A 16,769-nucleotide genomic window follows, 5' to 3' on the forward strand; every position below is an offset into this window, starting at 1 on the left:
TTTTAGGGCAGTGCTTCGCGCGGGCCGTAGCCGCCGAAACCGGGCGGATCGGGTGGCGAAGACGGATAGGTGCCGGCGCCATTCGAGGTCGCCTGCCAGACGAGAAACACATAATCCGACGACGCCTTACGGATCAGCGCCGGCGATAACTCGGCCTCGTAGGCGCCGGCCGTCAGGTTCCAGAACACGCCATATTTCGTGCTGTTGGTCAGCCCGGCGACCGTCGCGGCCGGGAAGCTGATCGGCCGCGCATCGTCGAGCACCGCGTCGAAGGCGGTGACGTAGATGTTGGTGCCGTCGCTCGACAACGGGATAGCGCCATCATAGCCGACGATGACATAACAGGTCCGCGCGACCGCCATCGCCCCGGCCTGGGCCGGGCCAAGGATCAGGCGGTCGCCGACCGTGCCGCGCACAAGGTAGCTGACCGCGACCTGGTAGAATTGCCCAGCCGCGAGGCCGCGTAGCGTGTACGCTGTCGTCGCCGGCGACATTGGCGTCTCCGCAATCCACGGGCCGGGATCGGCCTCCGCCAGCGTCAGGCCGCCGGTGACGGTCAGCACCGGCAGGCCGGTCTCGTACAGATCAACCGTCACAGTGCGATATTCGACGATCAGCGACGTCGCATACGGGTCGAGGGCGCCGCCGGTCAGGAAAATCGCCGGCAGCACCGCGCCATTTTCACCGGCGACGACACCACCGGCGACCGCCCATTCCGCGACGTCGGGCGCGCCGCCGAACACCGGCACCGGGTTCGCCGTCGCCACCGCGCCTTCGGCGATCTCGTCGGCCGTCGACCAGTCGAACACACTCGCCACCATCTCGCGCAACTGCAGGCTGTTCTGCCAGCTCTGGTCGAGCAGCATCGATTCGGCGCGAACGCCCACCGGAAGGCCCTTGGTCAACCTGGTCGACGTCAGGACGCCCCAGTCGCCCTCCTCGACCCCGATATACAGCGGCCCGAAGGTACCGCCTCCGGTGCGCTTGAGGCGACCCATGCGACGCGCGATCTCACCGCAGCGTTGTGCCTGCGTGCCCGAGGTGACGTCGGGCAGCGATAGAGTCGCCTCACGCGGCCCGCCATCGGCGATGACATCGGCATAGACGCGCCGGATCGGCGCGGCATGATCCTGCCATTTCTGGTTCGGCTCGACATAGCGCGGGATGATCGTGTTGACCCATTGCGTGTCGGCCTTGCTGCGAAAGGCCGCGAAGGTGCGCTTCTTCTTTGTCACGAAATCGGCATCGGTGATGAAGAAGCTCGGCGTCACGGCATGGCCTGGGTCGACCTCGACGCTACCTTCCGGCGATTTGATCACGCCGGCACATGCCGCGGCGAAGCGCTCCTCGGTCTGGAGATAGACTTCGTCGGCCTTGATCAGTCCGTTGAAGCGGTAACGTTTCTCGCTCCCGCCTGCTGCCAGCGCGACCATCTCGTCGCAGATGTTGGCGCGCCATGCGACATTCTCGGGCGGCGCCTCGATCGCCGACAGGCCACGGCCGACTAGCAGCATATCGGGCTGCCCGACCCGGTCGCACGCATAGACACCACGTACCCAGTTGTAGCGGATGACGATCGGGTTATCGGTCCACTCCCATGTCGAGGGATCAGCCCACCGGTGCGCGCCTGACCCACCCGCGACAGTCGAATCCTTGCGCGGATCGTAGCAGCGCTTCCCCTTGAGCAACCAGCTGAAGCGCGGCCGGCCCGCGGTCCAGATCGGGTTCTTGTTCTTTTCGTCATCGGCCTTGTAGGCGACGACGACGTAACACAGCCCGGTGAGCCGGTCGGCCGAGGTCCAGTCACCATGGCCGGTCAGCGTCGGATCGGCCGTCTGGCCCTCCGTGCCTGGGTAGAAGGTGACCGACAACTGGTTGTTGTAGCCCGGCACCATACCGTTGCCGGTGAAGGCGACGAACTGGTCGTTGGCGTAGAATCCGATCAGTTCTTCGCAATAATGGTCTGCCAGGACGATCGGCAACACTTCCCAGTCGGTGCCGTATTGGCCGCCATAGTTGAACGCATCTTCGAGGCTGCCGCCGATCAACGCCTCGCCGAAGACTGCCTGGCGGGGCACCTCGCCGAGCTGCAGCGACGTCGTCTCGGCTTGGCGCGCCTGTTGCTTGTTGCCCGGTGTCAGCAGCGCCGAGCCGAGCAGCAGCACGCCGTCCAGGATCAACTGGAAATTGCCGGTCACGACGCCGACGACGATCAGCACCGCGGCGGCGATGATCTTGACCAGCTTGCTCACGGATCAATGCCCCAGGCGAGCGTCATCGCATGCCGCGCCAGCCGCATTCCGCCAGGTCCGACGAGGAGCGCACCGTCGACGACGACGATCGCCAGCCCGCCGAGATATTGGTCACCCGGTACCGCGCCGATATCGCCGCGATGCGCGTGCGCCGGCGCGATGGCGCGGAGCCGTGTCGAGATCATCGCCTCGAGCCCGCCCTCGCGGGCGATGATCCGGCCGGCGCTGATCGCGCTGGTCCAGTTGAGCCCATCCAGAAGCTCGCGGCCGTTCTGGACACGCACAGCGCCAGCGCCGTGGCTGATGCAGTCGTTGCCGTCCCGACCCCAGGCGAGCGGCATCAGCGAGCGCTCCGCTAGATAGCGGTGGAGGGCTTCATAGTCGCGGACCATCAGGCGGTCGCGAACTTCGGCGAGATGACGGTGGAGAAGATCGAGCCGAAGGTGCTGCCGACCGTCGATGGCTTTTGCCCGCCCCAATACAATGTCTTCGCCGCCGCATAGCTGACATGCTTCATGCCGCCATCGGTCGCCGAGATCAGCCGTTGATCGGCGTCGGTGCGCATCCGCCCGCCACGCCGACCGAGCCCGCGCGCCGCGCCCTCGATCGTCAGTGTGATCGTTGCCTCGCCCTTCGGCGTCTCCTCGATGTTCAACTGGTCGACCTGGCCGCGTGTAAATACGTGATGGTCGAGCAGCGTGGTCCCGCTGCCGTCGAACACGAGCCGCGTCAGTACGGCCGGCGCCGACTGAAGCTCAGCCGCGTCGAGCAGCGGAAGAAGATCGGGATCGACCCCCGATAACGCCAGCGTGACCGCCTGGGCGGTACCGCCGAGCGACGCGCTGCTATTCTGCGCCAGCGCGCGGTCGCCAATGCCGTCGTAAGTATCGGCGCCGATCGTCAACTGGCCATAGCCCGACCAAACCTTGACGGGCGGATCGCAGGTGATGATGACGGCGCCGCCGACCTGCGCCGTGCCGTTGGCGAAAGCCGCCATCGCCGCATCGGTGAAAATCTTCACGAGATAAGGTCCTGGACAGCAACGATCCGCGCGCCCGCAGGCATGAAGCCGAGGTCGATATCGGGCAGTTTCGTTTGACTGGTGTCCTGGCGCATCAGGCACCCCGCGCGGCGTAGCGTCGTCGTCGCGTCTGAGGGCACGCTGAGCGTGGGCACGGGTGGTTCGATCGCGAAGCCTGCCGTCCCGCCCGAATTGGCGGTCACGGTTTCAAGCGCGCGCACCATCGTGAACTTGCTCGCGCCCCACGCAAAGCCGACATAATCGCCGACCGAGACAACCTGCCCGGGGTGCAGGCCGGTCAATGCGAGCAATGCGAGGCCGCTGCCATCGATCGTCTGCGCCCACGATGTGGGCGCGTCGACGAAGGGGCGCCCGCCCTGGTGGAACAGCGGTATCTGGCGGTCGGGATCGAAGGCGAAGATCAGCCGCTGCGAGCCGGCGAGGCTGTCGACCCATGCCTTCAGCGCGAAGGCGTCCTCGCTCATCAGGTTGGCATAGGTGAGCGAAATCGACCACAGTGGCTGCCCAGCCGTCACCGAGAAAACGCGGCCCCCTGCGGTTGGCGAGAGGTAGTCGATCCGGTTCGGATCGAGCGATGACGACTTTATGCCGCCGGTGATGATCGGGCGCGGAAAAACGATCGACGTCACAGGCCATCTCGAAACATGAAGCGGCTCTTCGCCTCAGCTACCGCCTGGATCGCGGTCGCGGGCACCTCGGAGCGCAGCTGGTCGACCGAGTCCTCGACGCGCTTGAGCGCGGCGGGGTCGGCGCCAGGCGCGTTGATGCTGATCGGCATGTTGAACTGGATCGCCCCACCGCCACCCATGCCGGCGATGTTCGGCAGCGACGGTGCGCGCGGAGCGCTCGGCATGCCGCCCGACGCGAAGCCGGGAAGGGGCCCCTGGTTCATGGCGTCGATCAGTGCCCAGTTCCGGCGCGTCGATTCGGCGGTGTTGATCGACTCGCCGTTCGACACGCGGATTAGTTTGCGTCCGCCGAGCAGCGCCAAGATGCTGTCGGAGGTGCCACTGCCAGCGCCCTTGATCACCCGCGCACCGCCAGCATAGCCGGGGATCCCGCCGTCCGCGAAGCCCTTTGCCCCATTGCTGATATCGTGGCTCCCATCGCCAACCGAACCGCCTCCAGCGAGGCCGGCGATATTGTCGAGCACCGACAGGATCAGCTTTTCGGCGGCAATCCTTATGAGATCGGCGATGATCTGATCGGCCATCTTCTTGAAGGCCGAACCGACGCTTTCGGTGCCGTTGATGATACCGATGAGGCCGTCCTGAATGCCCTTTATCCCGTCGACCTCAACCGACTGAAGCGCATCGTTCATGTCGCCGACGTCGCGCTTCAACTGATCCTTGTAGGAGTCGATCGGGCTGGCGTTCTGGCGGCGCGTGTCTTCCTGCGCCTTCCCGTACTGATCCTTGACCTGGCCTTGCCGCGTCTGCGCGTCCTGCCGCTGCGCCGCCGTGCTGGTCGGGTCATCAATAATCTTCTGCTGCTCGCGAAGCGCCTGCTCCTCCTGAAGCTCCAAGATTTTTAGCTCGATTTTCAGGCGCTCTTTGCGGGTGTACGCAAGCCGCTCGTCGAGGCCGAGCATTTCGACCTGACCCTGAACCTCAAGCTGGTCATGCGCGAGCTTTTCGCTCAACAGTCGCGCCTGCTCCTTGCGCCGCGCAAGCTCTTCCTGGTCAGCCTCGGTCGCATCGAGAATCGCGACAAGCTGGTCACGCCGCACCTTGGAAATCTTGCCGGCCGATAGCTGGTTGTCGATCTCGTCGCGGCGCGTGATCAGCGCATCCTGCAGCGAAGCCAGTTCGGCGCGCAGCTGGTTCTGCGCGGTGTCGGCGAGCGCGGCCTCGGCGTGCTGATATGCCACCTGCGCCGAGCGCAGTTCGCGGTCAAAGGCGCTGTCTTCCGCAAGCGCACGCTGGCGTTTGGCCTCGGCTTCGCGGGCAAGCTGTTCGGCGGATTTACCCTTCTTGTGGTGGGATATATCGGGGTTGGAGTCACCCGCTTCATCGCTACCGAGGCCGCCTTCGGGCTTTTTTGGCGATTTCGAAAGCGCGATGGCCTGCTTGGTCAGGTCCATCTGGTGCACGAGTTCGTCACGCGCATGATCGATCGTCGGGTTCGCTACGCCGCGTCGATAATTCGGATCGCGCGCCAGCAGGTCATAGCTCGCCTTCGCCTCACGCAGCCGCTGGGCCCGGAAGCGAGGATCCATATTCTGCTCGTCGGCATTCTGCCGAGCAAAGTGGCCTGCAGCCTCGCCTGCGACCGCACCGATGGCCGCGCCCCATGGGCCGAAACGCGAGCCGCCGGCCGCTCCAAGCATCGCGAAGGCGACTTCGGGGTGCGCACTCTGGAATTTCAATATCGCCGACGTCAGAGAAATCAGCGAGTTCGCCAAGCCCTCGATCGATGACGCGTTCGAAGCGACTGCCGATGCCATCTGTGCATCGAGGATAAGCTTTAACCCAGCGAGCTTATGGTTGACCTCTTCGGCGTGCTCGATCAGCTCAGGGCTGAGCACGATGCCGAGATGGTCAGCCGCGTCGGCTAACTCGTTGAACCCCTGCGCGCCGCGCGCCATGAGCGGGATCAGGTTGCTCGCGCCGCGGCCCATCAGCGTTAGCGTGTCGGCCGTACGCTGCGCCGGGTCGGGGATCTTTGAAATCGCGGTGGACGTTTCCTTGAAGATCGCCTCGACCGAGCGGACCTTGCCGCCTGAATCCAGCACCTGGACGCCGAGCCGGTTGAATAGCTCGATGACCTTCTTGTTGCCGTTTGCCGCCTCGCCGATCGAGCGCGAGAACTTCGTGAGCGCAGCATCGGTATCGAGGATCGTCGCGCCCGACTGGCTCGCTGCATATCGGAACTGTTGCAGGAAAGTGGTCGAGACGCCGATCTTCTGCGAAGCAAATTCGATATTGCCCGCGAACTCCAGTGCCTGTTTACCCTTCTCGATCAGGCTTTCGCCGAGCATGAAGGCAAACGCTGTCTCACCGACGCGTTTCAGGTGCTCGAGCGGCCCCTCCAGCCGCTCGATAGAGTGCCCGAAAAATTCGAACCGTGCGTCGCTGCTGTCGAGGTGCTGTTGCGTCTTTGCGGTGAACTCTTGCACCGCACGCTCGGCTTGTGTCAGGTTCGAGCGCAGAAGCTCGGTATTCGCCTGAATCGTGAGCAATAAAGCGCGGGTGTCGGTAGCGTCGGCCATGCGACCTCCCGCAATAGGGTTAGTATTATGACGATCGCAGCGTGGTGCGTAATTTGGGCATTCGTCGTCGGGGCCATTGCTGCCGGGAAGAACCGATCGGTGCCGATATGGGCTCTATTGGGGTTCCTGTTCGGCCCCTTTGCCTTTGTCGCCGTGCTGGTTATGCCGCGTATCGATCCGACCGCGCAGCGCTTGAAGAGCGGCGAGCTTGTATCGTGCGATGCCTGCCGCGAGCCCGTTGCCCGCGATGCCAGCGTTTGCCCCCATTGCCGCACGCCGAGGACGCCATTGGCACCATTGCCGGCGGCATGGGAGGTTTAGGGCGTCGGTACCTTGTTCATTTCCTGCCACGCCTCAAGCGCCGCGAAATACTCGTGAGACGTGCTGCGCCAGAAGGTATCGGGCGACCAATGAAACGCGGCCGCCGCGATGCCGGCTAAGCGGCGGCGACGTCGGGAGCCGGTGACGGGCTCGTCGTCGTCACCGGCTTCACTTCCCCCGTCGCGGTCACTCCGCCCGAGATCGCCATGTAGAGTGCGATACCAAGCCGGCGGCTGACCAACATCGAGCCTTCCTCGACGATCACCGCCTTCAACCGCTTGTCGTTGAACGCCGCCACCGTCTTGTCGCCGACCTGGACGCCCCATGCCCGCAGGAACGCGCCAGCGACGGTCGCGTTCTCGTGCAAGGTCATGCGGCCATTATCAGCCGCCAGCGCCAGCATCTCGCACGACTTGCCGAGCGCGGTCTCGATCGCCTCCTGCGCCTCGTGGCTCGGGCGCAGGCCGTATTCGACACCTTCCAGCGTCAACGACAGCTCGCCGCGTGTCTCATTCGCCAGCGACATGCGGCACCTCCACCGGGTCGGCGTAGAACGGAGCGACGGCCGCGGCGATCACCGCCATATCGCCCAAGCCGACCAGTTCACCCACCTGAGCGGGATCGAGCGCGTCGACCGGTACCAACGGCACGACCGCGCGCGCCAGCAGCGACGGAAGCTTGCTGCCGACCAGCAGCACGCGCGCCTCTGCCAAGCTGATGCCGCTGCTGGCCATGATGCGCGCCGCGAGGTCGTCGGGGCGCGCGAGCGGGTATACGCTCCCGCCAAGCGTGATCTCCGCCATCAGACGGCCATCGCGTCAACAGTCGGCGCCGTCGAGAGCATGAACTCGAACGACGACTTGAGCGGCGTGTTAAAGCTCGCGTCCTGCTGCGTCATCGCGCCGGTCACCAGCGCCTGGAACACGACGTCGCCGGTCGTGCCGGCCGTGCCGCCCTTGCGGATCTGGATTTTGAAGGGAACCTGCGGATAGGCGAGCACCAGCGTTTCGAGGCGCGTATACCCGGCCGCGTCGGGCAGATCGGGCAGGATATCGACCTTGCCGTTCCAATCCTTGAAGGTGAAGCGGCTCGTCTTGTAGCCGCCGCTGTCCTTCGAGGTCGTGTCGACCTTGTCCGGCGTGCCGCTGCGCTGGAAGGTCTGCTGACCCTTCGGCATCGCGTACGTGTCGGGGGTGGCGGTCTCTACCCACAGAAAATAGTCGTTACCGATGCCCTTGGTCATGTCATTTCTCCATGCGAAAAACCGCGCTGGCGAGGCGCGGGCGGTGATTGGTGATGGGGTGGAGCGTCAGCCGGCCGGCTGCGCGAAAAGCTTGAAATTCTGGGTGCCGACGTAGGTCGCGCCGTCGTCCATCAGGACGAGGTTGCCGCTCTGGAAGGTTGGATTTGATAGCTTCGCGCCGGCAGCGGTTATCGGCTGGAGATGCAGCGCGCCTTTCACGAGGTCTTGAGCGGCTCTCACGGTCAGCTTCGTCGTCGACTGGTAAATCACATGGATCGCGACCGTGTGTTCCTCGATCGATGCGTCCTTACCCCCGACCTCCGTCACTTGATCGTCGCCGAGCAGCGTGAACGGATATTCGGGCAGGTCATTCGCGCCGATTGGCACTTCGGAATACACAGGCGGCAGGCCACCCACGGGGCTCAGCGCCGCGAACAAGGCCCTTTGCACCGCACCGGTCAGGTCAGTCATTGCCCGCACCCTTCGCCGCATCGAGCAGGATCGAATCCATCAACGTGCGGTAGCCCGGCAATGTATCGACCCGGAACGCGGTGCGCGTCGCCCGGACGATGTTCAGCGGCGCCATTCCCGGCACGCGCATGGTGTACGGGGCCTTGCTGCCGCGCGTGACATTCACCGTCTGCGCCTTGCGGCCGACGTCGAGAATGTGCGCGTAAAACACGATCGATTTCTTGGTCAGCTCGCCGACCTTCAGATTGAGCGTCTTCGGCGTGACTTTCCACGTGATGCTGTCGCGCGCGGCGCCGGCGGTGCGGTGCGGGCGGGGCGACGCGAGGACGGGGATTTTCTCGCGCATCGCCGTGGCGATCACCGGCCCGGCATTGTTCAGGAACGCGACGAGGCGGGTATTGGCGCTGTCGGGCAGCGCCTTCAGCATCCGCCGGAAGCTCGCCGCTCCCTTGATCGTCGATCGCTTGCCGCTCATGGCTCGCCAGCTCCGCTCTCGGCCGTCATCACCAGATTGCGGCGGCGGTTCTCGGGGTCGCCGCATGTCCGGATGTTCAGCAGCGTCCCGTTCCACACCAGCCGGTTCGCCGGCGTCACGCCATCGCGGTGGTGCATCGTCACGCGGTAGAACTGCGTGTTGTTCGCGACGCCGTGTCGGAAAGCTTCCCCGCCGGTGAGCGGGATGATCTCCGCCGCCACGCTCGACGCGATATTCGCCCACGATTTCAATTCGCCGCCAGCGCCATCCGACACCTGGCTTGCCGCCTGAATATCGACCCGTTGCCGCATGCGACCGGCGCGCATCCCTACACCCGGAAGTTCGAGAGGATCGCCGTGACACCGTTCGGCATGGTCTCCGGCTTCACGCTGCGCTCGGCGACCGTGTCTTCGCGGTTCTCATACCAGTCGGCCGCCAGCATCATGATCGCCTGATGCAGTAGCGTCGGTACGTCCGCCGGGGCGCCGTAGCCGACCACCGCGGTGACCTTCACCGCGTCCGCGACCCGGCGCACCACCGGCCAGCGATAATTGAACGCGGCACGCACGCCTTGGTCGAGATCGGCGCCGAAATGCTCATAATTCGACGGATCGAGCATCTGCGCCATGCCGTTGCTGTCGAGATATTCGACCGAACTCACCGACTGTACCGGCCCGACAGGCAAGTGAATCAGGTCGGTGAAGTCGCTCGCACGAAGAACGACGGTTTGGGTGAGGAAGCGCAGGCCGGTCTCTTTTTGGATATGCATGATCGCCGCCGCGACTTGGCCGACGACCGTCACATCATCGGCGGTGAAGCCGGCGTCGAGGCGCAGGAACGCTTTCGCCTCGGCCAGGGCGACGACGTCACCGGACGGCTGGACCGTGGTTTGCGCCGCGAGCCACATCAGCGGGTCTCCGCCGGGCCCTTCTTGACCGCCCGCTCTTTCGGCGCATCGGCCTCGGGCGCAGCAAAGCCTGCCTCGATCAGGCGAATGGCCTCCGCCTGGTCGCATTCGTAGATGTCGCCAACCGACATGCTGATATCCGGGCCGGCCATGCTGGTCAGCATCCGCACGCGCATGGCTGGGCCATCCGCGATCGGCGGGGCCGGCGGGGTGACCGGGGCGTCGGCGGATGCCGGGGCGGGCGCCGCCGGCGTGGTTTCATCGGCCATGATATTCTCCTTGAAAGCAGCTTGGGGCGGGCCTCGCGACCCGCCCCGCCTGCGCGCCCTAGAATTAGGCGAGCTTCAGAGCCTTGACGGCAGCGACGTCCATCAGGTTGCCGTCGAAGCGGATCCAGCCGGCGATGCCGAAGCCCGGCCAGAAATCCTTGTCCTGAATGGCGCCGATCAGCGGCGAACCGACCTTGCGGACGATATATTTGCCGAGATCGCCGAACAGCAGCGCGCGGTTGCCCGTCGCGATCTGCGGCACCGCCTGGTTCACGTGATAGGCATAATCCAGCAGCAGGTTCGGCGTGCCGGCCTGAATGTTGCCCATCTGCCAGAGGTAGCGGCCCTGACCGTCCTTCAGCAGTCGGATCGACTTCAGCGTGAGGTCGGCGAGCATCCAGCCGGCTTTGGGCGACTGGCGATAAGCCGGATCGACCGAGTGCTGCAGGGCGAACAGCTCGTCGGCCGCAATCGCGGTCGCCGATGCAGCGGTGAGGCCGAGGCCGGCGGCGGTGACGATACCGTTCGGGGCACTCGCGCCGCTGCCGACGGTCAACTGGCTGTTCGCGGTACGGCCCAGGCGCTCGCCGAGCAGATCGCCAAGCAGCGATTCGACATTGAGAATGGCGTCGTCGGCGAACTCCTTCGAGACGCGGATCCACGGGGTGGCGTACGCATAAGCGCCGAGCGAGCGCTGGCCGAACGTCACGTCGCCGCTGCCATCATCAGGCAGGGTGGTGCCCTGTGTGGTGCCGGCGGCGGTGTTGCCGGTATCGTCCACGGTCGGGAACGGCAGGGCGACGCCGCTGGTGGTGTTCATCTCGCGCGTGATGCCGGGGTCGTACATCGGACCCCACATCTTCATCGTCTTGATGATCTCGGCTTGCAGCTCGATCGGAACCGCATAGCCGCCAGCGGTATTGGTGCCCGTGACCTGCGCGCGCGATTCCTGGCTGACGTCGGTAAAGCCGCGGCGCAGGATCGAACGCTCTTCCTCGGAGAGCACCGCGATGTTGCCCTCGGAGCGAAGATAGGCATGGAAAGCGTCGCGATAGGTGATCTCACCATTGCTGCCGCCACCGGGCGCACCGTTGACCGGCGCGATCGGGCGACGATTGCGCAGTTCCTGTTCGCGGAACTGCTCGCCGCGGCGCTCGGCGTCGCTGAGACGCATGTCGCGCTCGATGCGCGCGTCGAGCGTGTCCAGTTCGGCCATCGCGGCGTCATGCTGCTGCTCGAGCTCGCGGGTGCGGCTCTCGTCGGTGTTGTTGTTGATCTGATCCAGCCGCTCGCGCGCGCCGGCAAGGAGGGTTTCGCGCTGCTCCTGCAGCTCACGAAGGGTCGGCATGTTGATTTTCTCCAAAGAAAAGGCCTGCCGGGGCAGGCGTTCACTTGGGCCGGTGCGCGGATGCGCTAGGCTTTACTCGTCATCCCGCGGGCTCGCAGATCGACGGTCATCTTCATCGCCACGCGCTTGGCGGCGGCGCTGAAATTCTGGCTGCGGCGGCTGCGCCGCACAGCTTCGAGGGAGCGCATACCCACCTCGGTGTCATCATAGGCGGGGTCGGCCGTGACCGTCACCTCATAGAGGTCAACAGCCATGATCGTGCGCTTCGGTGGCGAGATGGTTTCGTCCCATTCCTGCTTGGTGACGCAGAAGCCGAACGACATGCCTTTCAGGTCGCCGCGCTTGACCAGCACGGCCACGTCGCGCCCGTCGCTGGTGTCGGGGAGGTCTATCTCGACCGCGAGGCCCTTGTCGTCCTGCGCCAGCCGTAGCGTGCCGGAGCTGCTACGGCCGAGCAGTCGGTCGATCTCGTGGCTATACAGCGCCAGCACATCGTCGCCCGACGCCAGCGTCTCGGTAAATGCGCCCCGTTCGATGACTTCCACCCACATATCGCCGATGCTGGCGGGGCTGCCGAACACGGCGGCATATCCGACGATCGTGCTGCCGCCATCGGCGCCTTCGACCTTCAGCGGCTGGGCGCTGGCACGCTTTTCCCGGTTCATTTCGCCCCGCCTTTCGTGGGTATGGTCGTCGGAGTAGGAGTGGGGACCGTCGGCTGACTGCCGAGGGGCACCGTCGCACCCTGAATAAGGAGATGGTCGCCGCCGGGGAGCCCCGGGCGCCCTTCGGATTTCCGGCCCTCGTTTGGCGTGAGCAGGGCATTCTGAACGCCGGCTGCGAGACCATCCATTCGCGTCTTGAAGTCGCCGCGCAGGAGGCTGTCGATATCATGTCGCACGTAGCGGCGTCCGTTCATCTGACCGAACAGCTTGAGGTTCATTTCCTGCTCAAGCGCCGTCGCCCACTGGCTGATGAGATGCTTGACGAGGTGGAGATCCTGCTGCTCGGCGTTCGTGAATGTCGCGTGCGTGAGGTCCTGCAAAAACACCGGCGGCATCTGGAAAACGCGCGCGATCTCGGTCAGCTGGAACTGCCGTGCCTCGGTCATCTGCCCCTTTGCCGGGTCGTATCCGACCTGGGTGAGCTTGTAGCCCGGCGGCATCGGGAAAATCGGCTTGTCGCTCGTGCGCGCCGCGTCGATCGCGCGGCTGACGTCCGCCATCGCGCGCTGCTGAGCCTCCTTGCCCCCGGCGATCGTCCCTTCCATGGCCAAGGGCGGGACGCCGCCGCCAGCGAAGAAGGCGGAGCCGTAATCGTTCATCGCCAGCGCGAGCTGGATCGCCTTTTCGCCCAGCATCACTGGACTGAAGACGTTGCACATGTCCTCCGCGAGCATAAAGGGCACGTCGATGATGTCGGCGGCGGTGAAAGTCTTGATCACCGGCTGGGTGGTCGAGACGGTAACCGTGTACGATTTCTCGCCAAAGACGTTCATCGACACGCGCACCGCCGACGTGTTGAGCGGCCATAGCTCATAGGGCTGGCCATTCTGGCGCAGGATCGCGAACAGGCCGCGCCCGTGTAGGAACACCTGTTGCCAGAAATAGGCTCGCGCGTTCCAGCTCGACCATTCCGGATTCGGCGCGTCCCGCACCAGCGTCTGAAGTCGGCCGCCAAGCTCCTTCGGGCCGTCGGCGGTCGAGCGGAAGGCTCCGAGCGAAAGCGTGGCCATGGTCCGCGACAGAAATGTAACCGCCGATAGGACGGCGGGTACGCGAAGTGCGGAGCGGCTGGTGACGGCCGGCATTTTCGACGGATCAAGGCCGAAAAACGCGAGAATCTGCTCATAGCTCGCGTCTTGCGTGATCGCGATCGCGCGCTGCTCGACGTCGGCGGTGCGCGCGCGACTGATCTCCATGCCGAACAGCTTCACGCCGGCACCATCGTGAAGGCAGGATCGTCCCAAGGGGAGTATGGCACAGCGGATCCTCCCCCTCTGATCAGCACCCCGACCGCCATGCAGAGGGCAATGGCAGCGTCGATCTTGTTCACCGCCCGCCGCTTCGACAGCCAGTAATTGCCCCACGGGTCGTGTTCGCAGACGGCCGACATCATGGCCGAGATCAGCACCGGGTTGCGGCGCAGGCGAAGCCGTCCTTCGAGCAACATTTCCTCGACCAGCTTGACGGATGCCGGCATCCACAAACCTTCGGGGTCGCGGCCTTCACATTTGGCGGCCTCGACCATGGCGGGCGATGGGGCGCCCTTTTTTTTGCCGCCCTGCGGATGCTCAACCTGCTCGATCGAGACGCCGATATCTTCGAGTTCCGGCGCCAGGCTGGCCTTGTAGGCGTACCGGTCATAGCCGAGCGCGATCACGTCGAAATCGACGGCATCGCGCGCGATCGCCGCGGCGATATGCCGAAAACTGATGTTCCTGCCGGGCGGAGCCTCAAGGAAGCCGGCAGCGACCCACTGGTCATACGGCGCCTTGTCGCGCAGTGCGCGCGATGCGAGCGTATCGCCGGGCGTCCATGCTTCAATCCATGCTTCCACGATCGGCTTGCCGATATGCTCGCCGGCTTCGACCTTGCCGACCTCGACGGCGCCGGCCTTGACGCTCAGATCCTGCGTTTGAGAGAGATCGATGCCGAAAGCGGCGCGCTTGCCGTGATGGATCGCCGGATCGAACTCCACTAGCGCCGGTTCGAGCACCGCCCGCGTCATCCACGCCGTTTCAGCGTCGGTCCACACGCAGAAGTGCAGGCGCAAGATGTTGTTCAACTTGCCCGGCATGTCCTTCGCCTGTTTGACGACGCCGGCGAGATATTCTTCGGTGATCGTAATGCCGAGCAGCGGGTTCGCCTTCGGCCAGCAGCTCGGGTCGTTCAGCGGATCGTCGCCCTGATCGAGCGCGCAGACATAGCTGAATGTCGTGTCGTCGACGGGTTCGCCCAGGTAGTGGGCGTCGTCGTCCTTCGCGTCCCGGTTGCCGGCGGCCACCTTGACCGCGTGCTCATGCTCCTCCCAACAAACTGAATTGCGGTCCGACCCGCTGTTCGTGATCATGAAGAGCAGCGGCTGGCGCCGGAACTTGAAGCCGCGCTCGAGCATTTCCATGACGCCGCGATCAGGGTGCTCATGAACCTCATCGCACAGCGCGAAATGCGGACGCGGGCCTGACCCCGTCTTCTTCGCCTCGCGACTGATCGGACGGAAAAAAGAGCCCGTTGGCAGGTGCGCGAGGTTGAACTCGCGCCCCGGGCCGCCGCTCGGCTTGATCCGCTTTTTCAGCTCCGGCGACTTGTCGACCATGTTGACCGCGTCGCGAAACAGAATGCCGGCCTGATCCTTCGTCGCACCCGCCGCGTAGATCTGCGCCCCAGCCTCGCCGTCTGCCATCATGCCGTACAGCCCGATGCCGCCGGCGATCGGCGACTTGCCGTTGCCCTTGCCTTCCTCGACATAGGCACGGCGGAAGCGACGCGTGCCGTCGGGCTTCTTCCAACCAAAGATCGAGCCGACCTTGAACGCCTGGCTGGGCTGCAACAGCAGCGGTTGACCCTCGAACTGCCCTTCCGACAATTTCAACCGGGTCTCGAAGAACCGGATGGCGCGGTCGGCGGCGTCGGGGTCGAATCGCAACCCGCGCTCACCGCCGCGCGCCAGGTCGTCGAGATGACGACGGCAGGCGTTGCGGACATGGGGACCGGCGATGATCTCGCCGGCTGTCACCGCCAGCGCGTAATCCGTCGCCCGGTCAGCAGGTACCGAAGAACTCGTCGGCTTCTTCGTCATCCGGTACGTCCACCTTGCTGCGGTCGGCCGGCGTCGCTCCGAGCTTGCTGAGCACCGATTGGTACATGTTCAGCGCGGTGATGCCGGGCACGTCGCCCGACAGCAGCTTGCCGCGCACGATGGCGGCGATCTCGAGGACGGCGGCGTCAGACGAGACCAGCCACGGCAACTCTGCCCGGAAGCGATTCCACGCCCGCTTCGCGAAAACATCGAGGTGAACGGGCGGCCCGCCAAGCGCGGCTGTCTTCGGATTTGAGCGCTTCTTGAACCGGCCTGGGCTGCGCGCCGCAGCGCCGATCACCTTGGCTTTGAGCGCCGGAAGCCTCGGCTTCGGCATCACGACCCCCGAAGTCTGAATTGTGAATGCGATAATTTGGCGTTGGGGCGGTGTCCGGCAGGCGCGCCGGAAGCGATTTCACCCACCCCCGCCCGGGTCACCCGGTCGGCCACCCGTCCGCCCCCACTGGCTGGCACCGGCGCACAGTCGGCGCCGCGCGCCCCTGCGCCCGGGCTGCCTCCTCGGCGGTCTTCTGATCGTGGCACGGCTCGCACATCCCGGCGAGGTTGTCCCGGTCGTCGGTGCCGCCCTCAGTCAGCGGAACGATATGGTCGCAGATGGTGCTGAGGCTATCCTTCGTGACCGTGTCACGCTCGACGCACCACCGACACAGCGGCTCCTCGGCGAGCACCAGATCACGCAATCGACGCCAGCGTCGCCCACGTGATCTATTCGGGCTTACACCTTGCCAAGCCATATGCTCATCCAATGCCGACGCGGCTCAGGATTGAAACCGCGCCGGCTTGGTGATTGCGATCAGCCTTAGCCAGCCGCCTGGGCGATGACCGTGCCATCCTGCGCGGGCACGGGATCGGGATCGGTATTGTCGATCGCATGCTCGACGTCACCGACGCGCTTGGCCAGTCCGTTGAACGAGTCGATCGAGACGAGGGTCGAGGGATCGGTCTGCTTGGCCGCGAGCGCGGCGATCTGTTGCTTGAGTCCGGGCATGTCTGGGTCCTTCATGATGACGACGGTGGTGCGCAGATAGATCGCGACGGCCACCGCACCGATCGCGACTATTTCGAGAATGGAGAGAATTGTTGGCATGGCGAGGATCCTTGCTCAGCCGCGGAACACCGACCATGTTGCCTTGGCAATGCGCTCGCCCTCGGCGATCAGCTGGTTCGAGCGATCGATGTGGTGCGATGGCTGCTCGACCGCGTCAGCTAACGTATTGAGTTCATCGGCGAGAGCGCGAAGCTTCTGTGCCTTGGCGATGTGCGACGGCTCGGGCATCGCATGCTCCTCGCCGTCTCGACATCGCTGAAATGAGGATGCCCGCGGCGTCAGCCTGCGGGCATGGTTTTTTGCGCTAGGCGCAACTCAAGTGCTGCGCCTTATGCCTGTTCCCGTGCCCCGGCGCAAGGC

The 16,769-nt window shown here is 65.0% G+C and carries 22 protein-coding genes; 1 reads left to right on the forward strand and 21 read right to left on the reverse strand.

The features are described 5' to 3' along the window. Positions 1 to 2 precede the first annotated feature (2 nt). From U1839_RS06075 to U1839_RS06095, 5 genes are read right to left on the reverse strand one after another with little or no spacing between them, the layout of a single operon-like run. Entirely contained in the window at positions 3 to 2,252 is a 2,250-nt protein-coding gene (locus U1839_RS06075; protein WP_332802761.1) for a phage tail protein, read from the reverse strand. Continuing rightward, entirely contained in the window at positions 2,249 to 2,644 is a 396-nt protein-coding gene (locus U1839_RS06080) for a DUF6950 family protein (protein ID WP_332802762.1), read from the reverse strand. Before U1839_RS06080 ends, U1839_RS06075 begins: the two co-directional genes overlap by 4 nt. Next, positions 2,644 to 3,273: a hypothetical protein gene (locus U1839_RS06085; protein WP_332802763.1), complete on the reverse strand. Its 630-nt coding sequence runs from the start codon at positions 3,271 to 3,273 to the stop codon at positions 2,644 to 2,646. The genes U1839_RS06080 and U1839_RS06085 overlap by 1 nt, the downstream gene beginning before the upstream one ends. Next, the gene (locus U1839_RS06090) at positions 3,270 to 3,923 is read right to left on the reverse strand and encodes a hypothetical protein (protein WP_332802764.1); all 654 of its coding nucleotides are present in this window, start codon (positions 3,921 to 3,923) and stop codon (positions 3,270 to 3,272) included. The genes U1839_RS06085 and U1839_RS06090 overlap by 4 nt, the downstream gene beginning before the upstream one ends. After that, positions 3,920 to 6,505 carry a hypothetical protein gene (locus U1839_RS06095; RefSeq protein WP_332802765.1) on the reverse strand — a complete coding sequence of 862 codons (2,586 nt, stop codon included), beginning with the start codon at positions 6,503 to 6,505 and terminating at the stop codon, positions 3,920 to 3,922. Before U1839_RS06095 ends, U1839_RS06090 begins: the two co-directional genes overlap by 4 nt. A gap of 27 nt (positions 6,506 to 6,532) precedes the next feature. Here U1839_RS06095 and U1839_RS06100 point away from each other — a divergent pair, with 27 nt between their 5' ends. Further along, positions 6,533 to 6,826 (forward strand): hypothetical protein, encoded by a 294-nt coding sequence (locus U1839_RS06100; protein WP_332802766.1) that lies wholly within the window; start codon positions 6,533 to 6,535, stop codon positions 6,824 to 6,826. A 115-nt stretch (positions 6,827 to 6,941) separates the two neighbouring features. Here the strand turns inward: U1839_RS06100 and U1839_RS06105 are convergent, their stop codons facing one another. The 16 genes from U1839_RS06105 to U1839_RS06180 form a co-directional block, all read right to left on the reverse strand. Continuing rightward, the gene (locus U1839_RS06105) at positions 6,942 to 7,352 is read right to left on the reverse strand and encodes a hypothetical protein (RefSeq protein ID WP_332802767.1); all 411 of its coding nucleotides are present in this window, start codon (positions 7,350 to 7,352) and stop codon (positions 6,942 to 6,944) included. Next, a complete protein-coding gene (locus U1839_RS06110; RefSeq protein ID WP_332802768.1) occupies positions 7,336 to 7,629 on the reverse strand; it encodes a hypothetical protein in 294 nt (97 codons plus the stop codon). Before U1839_RS06110 ends, U1839_RS06105 begins: the two co-directional genes overlap by 17 nt. Beyond that, on the reverse strand, positions 7,629 to 8,069 hold the full coding sequence (locus U1839_RS06115; protein ID WP_332802769.1) for a phage tail protein: 441 nt from the start codon (positions 8,067 to 8,069) through the stop codon (positions 7,629 to 7,631). Before U1839_RS06115 ends, U1839_RS06110 begins: the two co-directional genes overlap by 1 nt. Positions 8,070 to 8,135: 66 nt before the next feature. Next, positions 8,136 to 8,540, reverse strand: coding sequence for a DUF3168 domain-containing protein (locus U1839_RS06120; RefSeq protein WP_332802770.1), 405 nt, complete (start codon positions 8,538 to 8,540; stop codon positions 8,136 to 8,138). Continuing rightward, positions 8,533 to 9,015, reverse strand: coding sequence for a hypothetical protein (locus U1839_RS06125; protein WP_332802771.1), 483 nt, complete (start codon positions 9,013 to 9,015; stop codon positions 8,533 to 8,535). Before U1839_RS06125 ends, U1839_RS06120 begins: the two co-directional genes overlap by 8 nt. Then, positions 9,012 to 9,341 carry a phage head closure protein gene (locus tag U1839_RS06130; protein ID WP_443030578.1) on the reverse strand — a complete coding sequence of 110 codons (330 nt, stop codon included), beginning with the start codon at positions 9,339 to 9,341 and terminating at the stop codon, positions 9,012 to 9,014. Before U1839_RS06130 ends, U1839_RS06125 begins: the two co-directional genes overlap by 4 nt. A gap of 2 nt (positions 9,342 to 9,343) precedes the next feature. After that, positions 9,344 to 9,922: a head-tail connector protein gene (locus U1839_RS06135; protein WP_332802773.1), complete on the reverse strand. Its 579-nt coding sequence runs from the start codon at positions 9,920 to 9,922 to the stop codon at positions 9,344 to 9,346. Further along, positions 9,922 to 10,191: a hypothetical protein gene (locus tag U1839_RS06140; protein ID WP_332802774.1), complete on the reverse strand. Its 270-nt coding sequence runs from the start codon at positions 10,189 to 10,191 to the stop codon at positions 9,922 to 9,924. The genes U1839_RS06135 and U1839_RS06140 overlap by 1 nt, the downstream gene beginning before the upstream one ends. A gap of 64 nt (positions 10,192 to 10,255) precedes the next feature. Then, entirely contained in the window at positions 10,256 to 11,539 is a 1,284-nt protein-coding gene (locus tag U1839_RS06145; protein WP_332802775.1) for a phage major capsid protein, read from the reverse strand. A 65-nt stretch (positions 11,540 to 11,604) separates the two neighbouring features. Continuing rightward, complete coding sequence (locus tag U1839_RS06150; protein WP_332802776.1) at positions 11,605 to 12,204, reverse strand: HK97 family phage prohead protease; 600 nt, start codon at positions 12,202 to 12,204, stop codon at positions 11,605 to 11,607. Then, positions 12,201 to 13,475 carry a phage portal protein gene (locus tag U1839_RS06155; protein ID WP_332802777.1) on the reverse strand — a complete coding sequence of 425 codons (1,275 nt, stop codon included), beginning with the start codon at positions 13,473 to 13,475 and terminating at the stop codon, positions 12,201 to 12,203. Before U1839_RS06155 ends, U1839_RS06150 begins: the two co-directional genes overlap by 4 nt. Beyond that, positions 13,472 to 15,340: a terminase large subunit gene (locus tag U1839_RS06160; RefSeq protein ID WP_332802778.1), complete on the reverse strand. Its 1,869-nt coding sequence runs from the start codon at positions 15,338 to 15,340 to the stop codon at positions 13,472 to 13,474. The genes U1839_RS06155 and U1839_RS06160 overlap by 4 nt, the downstream gene beginning before the upstream one ends. Then, entirely contained in the window at positions 15,303 to 15,680 is a 378-nt protein-coding gene (locus U1839_RS06165; protein WP_332802779.1) for a hypothetical protein, read from the reverse strand. Before U1839_RS06165 ends, U1839_RS06160 begins: the two co-directional genes overlap by 38 nt. Before the next feature lie 94 nt (positions 15,681 to 15,774). Further along, positions 15,775 to 16,041 carry an HNH endonuclease signature motif containing protein gene (locus U1839_RS06170; RefSeq protein WP_332802780.1) on the reverse strand — a complete coding sequence of 89 codons (267 nt, stop codon included), beginning with the start codon at positions 16,039 to 16,041 and terminating at the stop codon, positions 15,775 to 15,777. A gap of 119 nt (positions 16,042 to 16,160) precedes the next feature. Further along, a complete protein-coding gene (locus tag U1839_RS06175) occupies positions 16,161 to 16,448 on the reverse strand; it encodes a hypothetical protein (protein WP_332802781.1) in 288 nt (95 codons plus the stop codon). A 15-nt stretch (positions 16,449 to 16,463) separates the two neighbouring features. Next, positions 16,464 to 16,637 (reverse strand): hypothetical protein, encoded by a 174-nt coding sequence (locus tag U1839_RS06180; RefSeq protein ID WP_332802782.1) that lies wholly within the window; start codon positions 16,635 to 16,637, stop codon positions 16,464 to 16,466. Positions 16,638 to 16,769 lie beyond the last annotated feature (132 nt).

Origin of the sequence: Parasphingomonas halimpatiens, from assembly GCF_036663795.1 — a bacterium.
Taxonomy (GTDB): Bacteria; Pseudomonadota; Alphaproteobacteria; order Sphingomonadales; family Sphingomonadaceae; genus Sphingomonas.

Bases quoted from the DNA above. Each gene is read 5' to 3' on its own strand.
- U1839_RS06080 (WP_332802762.1), bottom strand. From the start codon at position 2,644: ATGGTCCGCGACTATGAAGCCCTCCACCGCTATCTAGCGGAGCGCTCG.
- U1839_RS06095 (WP_332802765.1), bottom strand. From the start codon at position 6,505: ATGGCCGACGCTACCGACACCCGCGCTTTATTGCTCACGATTCAGGCG.
- U1839_RS06100 (WP_332802766.1), top strand. From the start codon at position 6,533: ATGACGATCGCAGCGTGGTGCGTAATTTGGGCATTCGTCGTCGGGGCC.
- U1839_RS06105 (WP_332802767.1), bottom strand. From the start codon at position 7,352: ATGTCGCTGGCGAATGAGACACGCGGCGAGCTGTCGTTGACGCTGGAA.
- U1839_RS06110 (WP_332802768.1), bottom strand. From the start codon at position 7,629: ATGGCGGAGATCACGCTTGGCGGGAGCGTATACCCGCTCGCGCGCCCC.
- U1839_RS06115 (WP_332802769.1), bottom strand. From the start codon at position 8,069: ATGACCAAGGGCATCGGTAACGACTATTTTCTGTGGGTAGAGACCGCC.
- U1839_RS06120 (WP_332802770.1), bottom strand. From the start codon at position 8,540: ATGACTGACCTGACCGGTGCGGTGCAAAGGGCCTTGTTCGCGGCGCTG.
- U1839_RS06125 (WP_332802771.1), bottom strand. From the start codon at position 9,015: ATGAGCGGCAAGCGATCGACGATCAAGGGAGCGGCGAGCTTCCGGCGG.
- U1839_RS06130 (WP_443030578.1), bottom strand. From the start codon at position 9,341: ATGCGCGCCGGTCGCATGCGGCAACGGGTCGATATTCAGGCGGCAAGC.
- U1839_RS06135 (WP_332802773.1), bottom strand. From the start codon at position 9,922: ATGTGGCTCGCGGCGCAAACCACGGTCCAGCCGTCCGGTGACGTCGTC.
- U1839_RS06140 (WP_332802774.1), bottom strand. From the start codon at position 10,191: ATGGCCGATGAAACCACGCCGGCGGCGCCCGCCCCGGCATCCGCCGAC.
- U1839_RS06145 (WP_332802775.1), bottom strand. From the start codon at position 11,539: ATGCCGACCCTTCGTGAGCTGCAGGAGCAGCGCGAAACCCTCCTTGCC.
- U1839_RS06150 (WP_332802776.1), bottom strand. From the start codon at position 12,204: ATGAACCGGGAAAAGCGTGCCAGCGCCCAGCCGCTGAAGGTCGAAGGC.
- U1839_RS06160 (WP_332802778.1), bottom strand. From the start codon at position 15,340: ATGACGAAGAAGCCGACGAGTTCTTCGGTACCTGCTGACCGGGCGACG.
- U1839_RS06175 (WP_332802781.1), bottom strand. From the start codon at position 16,448: ATGCCAACAATTCTCTCCATTCTCGAAATAGTCGCGATCGGTGCGGTG.
- U1839_RS06180 (WP_332802782.1), bottom strand. From the start codon at position 16,637: ATGCCCGAGCCGTCGCACATCGCCAAGGCACAGAAGCTTCGCGCTCTC.